This is a genomic window from Methylobacterium sp. D53M (assembly GCF_053345625.1).
Window position 1 is genome coordinate 1 of record NZ_JBKFAL010000058.1, and the last position, 7,117, is coordinate 7,117.

Here is a 7,117-nt window from a genome sequence, read left to right on the forward strand (position 1 = left end):
ATCCGACGAGCATGTCGGGACAGTGCCAAAAGCCCGTTTATCCGGCAATAGAAAAGCCGACACGTTTCTCCGACAAAAACCCGGCTGTTCTAGGCGGCTCGGCAGGGACGCTTTATCGGTGTCGGAAATACGATCGATTTTCGGACATGCAACGCGATAGGATGAATGTCCGGGAAGGGTGGATTTCCGCTGAGCCGCTTTGGGGCGATAAGGTAGGAAAGCGGACGTGGCTGGCTCGTCTGTTCCCGCCTTCTGGTGGTCATTCGGGTAGGGGTTCGATAACAATCCGTGCGATGTTGGCACGGATGGAGCCGTACGCACCAAAGCAGGGTGCGAGCTCGATCAGCCACTCGCCCGGCTGACACCCGACGCCAAGTTCCCAGGGCTGTATCTCGCGCTCGACCGCGCGGCGCAGCTTCAAGCCGCCAATGACGTTCTGATGGCTGAAGCCGCGTACGTCTGCATCGATTCAGTCGGTCAGTTCGAATACGAAGATCGCGCTCTTCGCGTGAGGGGTAAGCGCGACGCGAAGGACACTCTGACCTCGGCGATCAAGGAGCAGACTGACGATCTCAGCGTCCCCGAACTCGGGCGCACCGTCGAACCACTCCACGAGATCACGACCGCCAGAATGTCAGCGAGCGCCGCAGCGAGTTGCTGCTGCGCTTGATCCCGCAAATGACGAATTTCATCCATCGAAGGCGTCATTTCTGTCAGCCTGACACGCCTCTCCTCGCCATGTAAGGGGCAGGCATCTGTTCCTTACCGCGGACCGAAGCTGCCAGACGGCTGACGAGGGACCGCTTTAGAGAAGTGCTGATAGCGTCACCAGCGGCAGGGCTGGGTTGCTATCAGACTGGCTGCTCGGGGTGGATTTTGGCCTGTCTGCTTCCGGACGGCGTAGGCGTCGACGCGGACGCCGCTGTTCCGCACGCTCTCGACCCTGATCAGTCCCCGGCAGCGCGTTCCACGGCGACATCCAGAGTGGTCCAGTTGAACACCTCAACGCCGGTCTCGTCGTAGATCAGGTATCCGTGGACCGCCCCTTCGGGCACCTCGATGGCTGTGATCCACCCCTCGCCCACGCGCTGCGATCTCGGCTTTAGGCCGGAGGCCAGGTCGGCGAGTTCGCCTTCAGTGATGGGCTCAAGTGCCTTTGCACCCGCCTCGGCGGCCCTCTCGCCGGTGGCGAACACTTCCGTGAGGGTCTCGTAAGGCACAGGCGCTTTCCAGGGCGGAAAGATCGCCAACTTGACCGTGTAGCTCATAGGCGCACCGTCCCACCGAAAGCCCAAACGCCGAAATCCGCAAACCACTCCGGGCCGACAATGCCGGACGGCGCATGAACGGCTTCTTTGGGGGAGCGCCGATAGGGCTTCCAGCGTCCAAGTTGGGTCGGTATCGGAATGACGGCTCGGGGTGGAAAGCAGTCCGGCTGCTTTCGAGAAGAGGGCGTGCGATAGCTGCCATCATCGGGTAGTGCCGCTTTCTCGGCGACAATCAAATCTCAAGAAAAACGTGATGTCCTTAGATGCCCTTGCAATAATTGGGCTTAAAAGGGTAATGCTGCTGATCGGCAATGATCCAGCGATTTACCGTTCAACTGATCAGCATGATCGCCGTCTGATCAACGTGGAAGCGACGAACGCCGGCGCCGGGGCGTCGAAGCTGTCGAACATCGCGATGGCTCGCTCGGCCATGTGGTCGCTATTCTGATCGAAGGTCGTCAATGCGTATGACGGCCAAGCGGCGATGGGGATGTTATCGTAGCCGATGATCTTGAAGTTGTCGGGTGCCGTCAGCCCTGCCTGGGCCCAGCGGTCCACGACGCCGGCGGCGATCAGGTCATTGCCGCAGAACAGGGCGTCCGGTCGATCGGGGCGCTCAAGCAGCCGCGTCGCTTCCTCATAGCCCCAATTATGGTCATAGCCGCCATGGGCTGCCGCAAGCGGAGAGATGCTCAAGCTCCGGAGGGCAGCGGCGAACCCGCTGGCGCGATCACCGTGGCTCAACGTCGCCGCCGGCCCCATGATCGAAGCGAAACGCGTGCCTCCGCATGCATGAAGCAGCCCTGCGGCCTGCCGCCCCGCCTCGGCGTTGTCCGAGTTGACGGTACGGACCCATGCGCTGGCGATCGTCGAGTTTAGGGTCACGATCGGCAGCCGATGGCGGTCGAGAATGTCTGCGATGCGCTGCGAAGATACCGACAGCGCGCTCAGCACCCCATCGATCCGGAGCGAGACGAGGTCGCCTATCGCCTCGTCGAGGTCGCGGTCGTCTTCCACCCGAACGAGCATGGTCTGCTTGCCCGCCGCCGCGAGCGCGCGCGTGAACGAGTCCAGCGTCATCGTGTGGAAGGGGTTGTAGAGGCCTCCCACCACGACGGCGATGATGCCGCTCCTGCCCCGCCGCATGATGCCGGGCAGCCGGTTCGGCCGGTAGCCGAGCCGGAGGGCGACCGCCTCGATCCGCTCGCGCATCTCCGGCGATACGCTGGCGCCCGGCGTGAAGGTGCGCGAGACCGCCGACTGCGAGACGCCTGCCTCGCGCGCGACGTCATGACTGGTCGGCGCACGCTCTCTCACGGCGCCTCGATCGGCATGCGGGCGACGAGGAATGGAGGTTTGCGCATGTCCATACCACTATGGAACTGCGGCAGGCGGGTCCACTGGCCGAGCACCACCCAGACGTATCGATCATCCGCGAAGATGCCGTCGGGCCAAACGAAGCGCGCGTCGCGGGCGATGAGGTCGAACGAACCGTCGAGGTTACGTCGGAACACGGCGTCCTGATCGGCGGCGGTCGTGTAGATGCGTCCCCAGGCATCGGTCGCGAGGCCGTCCGCCGCGCCCTTCTCGCCTTCGTTTGTAACGGCCGCGGCGAGCGTGGCGTCGTCCTTATCGAAGTCGGCGAGAAGCGCGGTTGGGATGCTGTAGAGGCGGCGGCTGGACAGGGGCGAATAGTAGAGCCGGCTTGAGTCCTTGCTGAGCGTGATGCCGTCTGCGCCGCCCGTGGGCATGGTCAACTGCTTGGGATCCGCAACCAGCACCCGCCCGTCGAGTACGGTGAGGTAGCCAGGATCGGGGATGACTGAACGATCACCCGCCAGAACGCGCCGCTGCCGGCCTGTGGCGAGGTCCACCACGACCAGCGCCGCGTCCTTGACCGAGCTGTCGGTGACGTAGGCAGTACCCTCGCGCCCATGCGTAAGATCGATGCGCAGGTCGTTCATGTTGCTACCCGGCAGCATGGCGTCGGTTAGGATCACCTTCGCCACGATCGCGCCGGTGGCCGGGTCGAAGCCAACAATCTTGGCGGCACCCGGCTCGTACGGCTTGCCCTTCACCTTGCCGTCGTCGATCGCCCAGAGCCGCCCGCGGGTGTCCGTGGTGAGACCGTGCACTGATACGAGCCGATCCGACGCGGGGCGAGTCGAGGGCAGCGAGAGCGCCACGGACGGCCACGGGACGGCCCGCTCGTCGCGCCATTCGATCAACGTTGGGCCGGGGTGATCGGCGTCCTGCTTGGGCGAGCTTAGGAACAGCCGGCCACCGATCACGGCGATACCCGAGGGGTCTGGTCCGGGCAGTGCGGCCACGATCTCGATGTGGCCGACCGCTCCGAATGATGGATCGACGTTCGCGACGATCGGCGGGGTCTGCGCCCCCGCGGGCATGGCGAGCAGGGCAACACCGACGGTGGCAGCAGCGGCGAGGATGAGGCGCATAGGGTCGCTCCGGATGTCATTCGATGCAGCACAAACCTCGACGGCCATCTTTCGTTGCATCGCGATGCAACGAACTTCGCGGATCGGTGTTCTAGCCATGTATCCCGCTGAAGGAGCGCCGAATGCGCCTCTTGCCTCTCATGCTGCTCAGCCTTGCAACGTCGGCCGCGGCCGCGCCTGCAACCACGCCCACGATCGCTTATCGCCACCTGTGGACCGACGCCGCGGGACAGAGCCACTTCACCCTGTGCCGGCTCTCGAGCTTCGCGTCGAAGAGCATGTCGTCGCCGGCTGGCCCGCAATGGCAGGACCAGCTCGGCCAAGGACGCACGACGGTGATCGCGACCGTCCAGCCTGACGGGTGGGACGGCGCGTGGCATGAGGACCCCAAGCCGCAATGGATCGTGCCCCTGTCGGGGCGCTGGTTCATGCAGGCGCAGGACGGGACGCGGTTCGAGATGGGGCCGGGCGATATCGCGCTCGGCGAGGATCAGAACACCGTCGCTGCCGCATCGGGACCCATGCAGGGCAAGAAGGGCCATCTCGCTGGCAACGTCGGACAGGGTGAGGTCAAACTCCTCGTCGTCCAGCTCGACGTGGCGCCGACCGTCGACCAGCCCTGCCGGTTCAAGTGATGGGACCGAGGATGAGCGATCAGTCCCGCCCGCGCGGCATCGACCATGTCGGGATCACCGTCGCCGACCTGGACGCCGCCGCCCGCTTCCTGGAGCAAGCGTTCGACGCGGTCGCCCTATACGACAACGTCACCCCCGAGACTGCTCAGGCGGGGCCGGACACCGAGCGGACTCTCGGGCTGCCGCCCGGCACCGCGATCCGGCACATGCGCATGATGCGGCTGGGAAACGGTGCGTCGATCGAGCTGTTCGAGATGGCCGTGCCCGCCGGCCAGCATCGCCCCGCGCTGGCGTGCGACCTCGGCCTTCAGCATATCGCCGTCTATTGCGACGATGTGGCGGCCGCCGCCCGCCGGCTCAAGGTCGCCGGCGGCACGCTGATGACCCCGCCGCAACCCTTGATCGGCATCGAGGCCGCCGGGGCCAATACCTTCTGCTACGCGCGTGCGCCCTGGGGCACGGTGATCGAACTGATCGCCTGGCCGGACGACGCCGCCTGGACGCGCACCGCGCCCGCACCCCGCTTCAAACCCACCGTCGTGAAGGACGCCCCATGACCCGCATCCCTCCCCAGTCGCAGAACCGCATGCCTGGCCGCGAGAGTGAGCTTGTGCCGCCCGCCGAACACATTCGCGCTAGCTACAAGGGGTGCGGCCGACTTGCCGGGCGACGCGCGCTCGTCACCGGCGGCGATAGCGGCATCGGGCGTGCGGTCGCGCTTCACTTCGCGCGGGAAGGTGCAAGCATCGCGATCGTCCACTTGCCCGAGGAGGCCGATGACGGCGCCGAGGCGATCCGCCTGATCGAGGCGGAGGGTGCCCCCGCGCTGGCGATCGTCGGCGACCTGCGCGACGCCGGCTTTTGCGATGGCGCCGTCGCGCGGGTCGTGGAGGCGTTCGGCGGCCTCGACATCCTCGTCAACAACGCCGGCATCCAGAAGGTCGCCAAGGATCTGTGTGAGATCGGGGACGAGGACTGGGCATGGCATTTCGACGTCAACGTCCATCCCATGTTCCGGCTGTCGCGCGCGGCGCTCCCGCACCTGCGCGGAGGCGCGGCGATCATCAACACCACTTCGGTCAACGGCTATGTCGGTAACGAGCAGCTCGTCGCCTATTCCAGCACCAAGGGCGCGATGATGGGCTTCACGCGCGCCCTGGCGCTCCAGCTCGCGCCCCGCGGCATCCGCGTCAACGAGGTGGCCCCCGGCCCGATCTGGACTGCAATCCAGCCGGCGGGCTTCGGGCCGGTCGATCCGCAGATGGTGGCCGACATGGGTAAGGACGTTCCGATGGGCCGCATCGGCCAGCCGAGCGAGGTCGCGCCCGCCTATGTCTATCTCGCCAGCGAGGAGGCTTCCTACGTCACGGGCCAGACGATCCACGTCAACGGGGGGATGCCGGTCAATGGCTGAGGCTGTGAACGATAGAAACGTGCTGGCCTGGATCGATGCGCCACTGCACCGCCGTTGGCTCGACGACCAGGGGCAGCGGCTGCTCGACTTCTCGAAGGCATCGTGCGTCGCCGATGGCTTCGCCGCGCTCGATGACGATGGCCAGCTGCCCGAGGATGCTGTCGCGGACACGATCATAACTGCGCGCATGACGCACGCCTATGCGCTGGCAGCGTTGCGCGGCCTGCCTGGCTGCCGGCCGCTGGTCGAGCATGGCGTGGCAGCGCTGCTCGGCCCCCTCCACGACGACACCCATGGCGGGTGGATGCCGCAGGCAAGCGATGCCGCAGGCCGCAAACTCGCCTACGTGCACGTCTTCGTCGGCATCGCCGCTTCCTCGGCGAAGGTCGCCGGCGTGTCAGAGGCGGACGTGCTGCTCGATCGCATCGTATCCGTGCTGGAGGGGCGCTTTTGGTCGGAGGACGAGGGTGCGATGCGAGAGAGCTTCGCGGCTGACTGGAGCGATGAGGAGGATTATCGCGGCGCCAACAGCAACATGCATGCGACAGAAATGGCGATGGCGCTGGCCGATGTGCTGGACGATCCGCTGTGGCGGACCCGCGCCATGCGGATCGCGTCCCGTATCATCCACGACCTTGCTCGTGAGAACCGTTATCGTGTGGCCGAGCACTTCGATCGCACCTGGCAGCTCCTGCCCGAATACAACCGCGAGAAGCCCGACGACGACCTGCGCCCGTACGGGATGACGCCCGGCCACTTCCTCGAATGGTCACATCTCCTGCTGAAGCTGGAAGCAGCCCTCCTCGCCCACGACCAGTCGGCGCCCGCATGGCTGCTGGAGGATGCACTCGGCCTGTTCGCGACCGGTACGAAGCTTGGCTGGGCGCGAAACGGGACCCCGGGCATCGCCTATACGATCGGTTGGGACGATGAGGTGGTGGTTATGAACTGCCCGCATTGGGTGCTGGCTGAAGCAGCAACCGCCGCCGCGACGCTGTTCCGCCGTACCGGCACTGCAACCTACGCCGGATGGTATCGCCGCTTCTGGGATTACATCGATCTGGCGCTGGTTGATCGCAAACGAGGGAGTTGGCGTAACGAGGTGGATGCCCGAAACCGTCCTTCCTCACGTGCGTATTCGGGCAAGGCGGATCTCTATCACGCCTACCAGGCCACGCTATCGCCACAGCTGCGCGCGGCCCCCTCCTTCGCGACCGCGCTCGCATCGAACTTGAGAGGGTAACACCCCAAACGGCAAGGTTGGCTATCGTCGAAAGCTTCCCCGCGTCACAATTTCAATCGAGAAAGGCGGCTTTCGGCATGACCTGACCGGTATTTTGC

Annotated in this window: 8 protein-coding genes; 5 read left to right on the forward strand and 3 right to left on the reverse strand. The window is 65.4% G+C overall.

Annotation, left to right across the window (positions count from 1 at the left end):
* The first annotated feature begins 439 nt into the window (after positions 1 to 439).
* Positions 440 to 670: a hypothetical protein gene (locus ACLBYG_RS31155; protein ID WP_447684026.1), complete on the forward strand. Its 231-nt coding sequence runs from the start codon at positions 440 to 442 to the stop codon at positions 668 to 670.
* A gap of 277 nt (positions 671 to 947) precedes the next feature.
* On the opposite strand, the gene ACLBYG_RS31160 is transcribed toward ACLBYG_RS31155, so the two are convergent.
* From ACLBYG_RS31160 to ACLBYG_RS31170, 3 genes are all read right to left on the reverse strand, one after another.
* A complete protein-coding gene (locus ACLBYG_RS31160) occupies positions 948 to 1,268 on the reverse strand; it encodes a hypothetical protein (RefSeq protein ID WP_447684027.1) in 321 nt (106 codons plus the stop codon).
* 339 nt (positions 1,269 to 1,607) lie between these two features.
* Positions 1,608 to 2,585 (reverse strand): LacI family DNA-binding transcriptional regulator, encoded by a 978-nt coding sequence (locus ACLBYG_RS31165; RefSeq protein ID WP_447684028.1) that lies wholly within the window; start codon positions 2,583 to 2,585, stop codon positions 1,608 to 1,610.
* Positions 2,582 to 3,727, reverse strand: a complete 1,146-nt coding sequence (locus ACLBYG_RS31170) for an L-dopachrome tautomerase-related protein (protein WP_447684029.1) — start codon at positions 3,725 to 3,727, stop codon at positions 2,582 to 2,584. Before ACLBYG_RS31170 ends, ACLBYG_RS31165 begins: the two co-directional genes overlap by 4 nt.
* Positions 3,728 to 3,849: 122 nt before the next feature.
* Here ACLBYG_RS31170 and ACLBYG_RS31175 point away from each other — a divergent pair, with 122 nt between their 5' ends.
* The 4 genes from ACLBYG_RS31175 to ACLBYG_RS31190 are packed head-to-tail and all read left to right on the forward strand — an operon-like array spanning position 3,850 to position 7,019.
* Positions 3,850 to 4,362, forward strand: coding sequence for a cupin domain-containing protein (locus ACLBYG_RS31175; protein ID WP_447684030.1), 513 nt, complete (start codon positions 3,850 to 3,852; stop codon positions 4,360 to 4,362).
* Between the two features lie 11 nt (positions 4,363 to 4,373).
* Complete coding sequence (locus tag ACLBYG_RS31180; RefSeq protein WP_447684031.1) at positions 4,374 to 4,919, forward strand: VOC family protein; 546 nt, start codon at positions 4,374 to 4,376, stop codon at positions 4,917 to 4,919.
* Complete coding sequence (locus ACLBYG_RS31185; RefSeq protein ID WP_447684032.1) at positions 4,916 to 5,776, forward strand: glucose 1-dehydrogenase; 861 nt, start codon at positions 4,916 to 4,918, stop codon at positions 5,774 to 5,776. Before ACLBYG_RS31180 ends, ACLBYG_RS31185 begins: the two co-directional genes overlap by 4 nt.
* A 19-nt stretch (positions 5,777 to 5,795) precedes the next feature.
* Positions 5,796 to 7,019 (forward strand): AGE family epimerase/isomerase, encoded by a 1,224-nt coding sequence (locus ACLBYG_RS31190; protein WP_447684033.1) that lies wholly within the window; start codon positions 5,796 to 5,798, stop codon positions 7,017 to 7,019.
* The last annotated feature ends 98 nt before the right edge of the window (positions 7,020 to 7,117 follow it).

Excerpts from the sequence above, each read along its gene's own strand:
- ACLBYG_RS31175 (WP_447684030.1), top strand. The coding sequence starts at position 3,850 with ATGCGCCTCTTGCCTCTCATGCTGCTCAGCCTTGCAACGTCGGCCGCG.
- ACLBYG_RS31170 (WP_447684029.1), bottom strand. The coding sequence starts at position 3,727 with ATGCGCCTCATCCTCGCCGCTGCTGCCACCGTCGGTGTTGCCCTGCTC.
- ACLBYG_RS31185 (WP_447684032.1), top strand. The coding sequence starts at position 4,916 with ATGACCCGCATCCCTCCCCAGTCGCAGAACCGCATGCCTGGCCGCGAG.
- ACLBYG_RS31160 (WP_447684027.1), bottom strand. The coding sequence starts at position 1,268 with ATGAGCTACACGGTCAAGTTGGCGATCTTTCCGCCCTGGAAAGCGCCT.
- ACLBYG_RS31180 (WP_447684031.1), top strand. The coding sequence starts at position 4,374 with ATGAGCGATCAGTCCCGCCCGCGCGGCATCGACCATGTCGGGATCACC.
- ACLBYG_RS31155 (WP_447684026.1), top strand. The coding sequence starts at position 440 with ATGGCTGAAGCCGCGTACGTCTGCATCGATTCAGTCGGTCAGTTCGAA.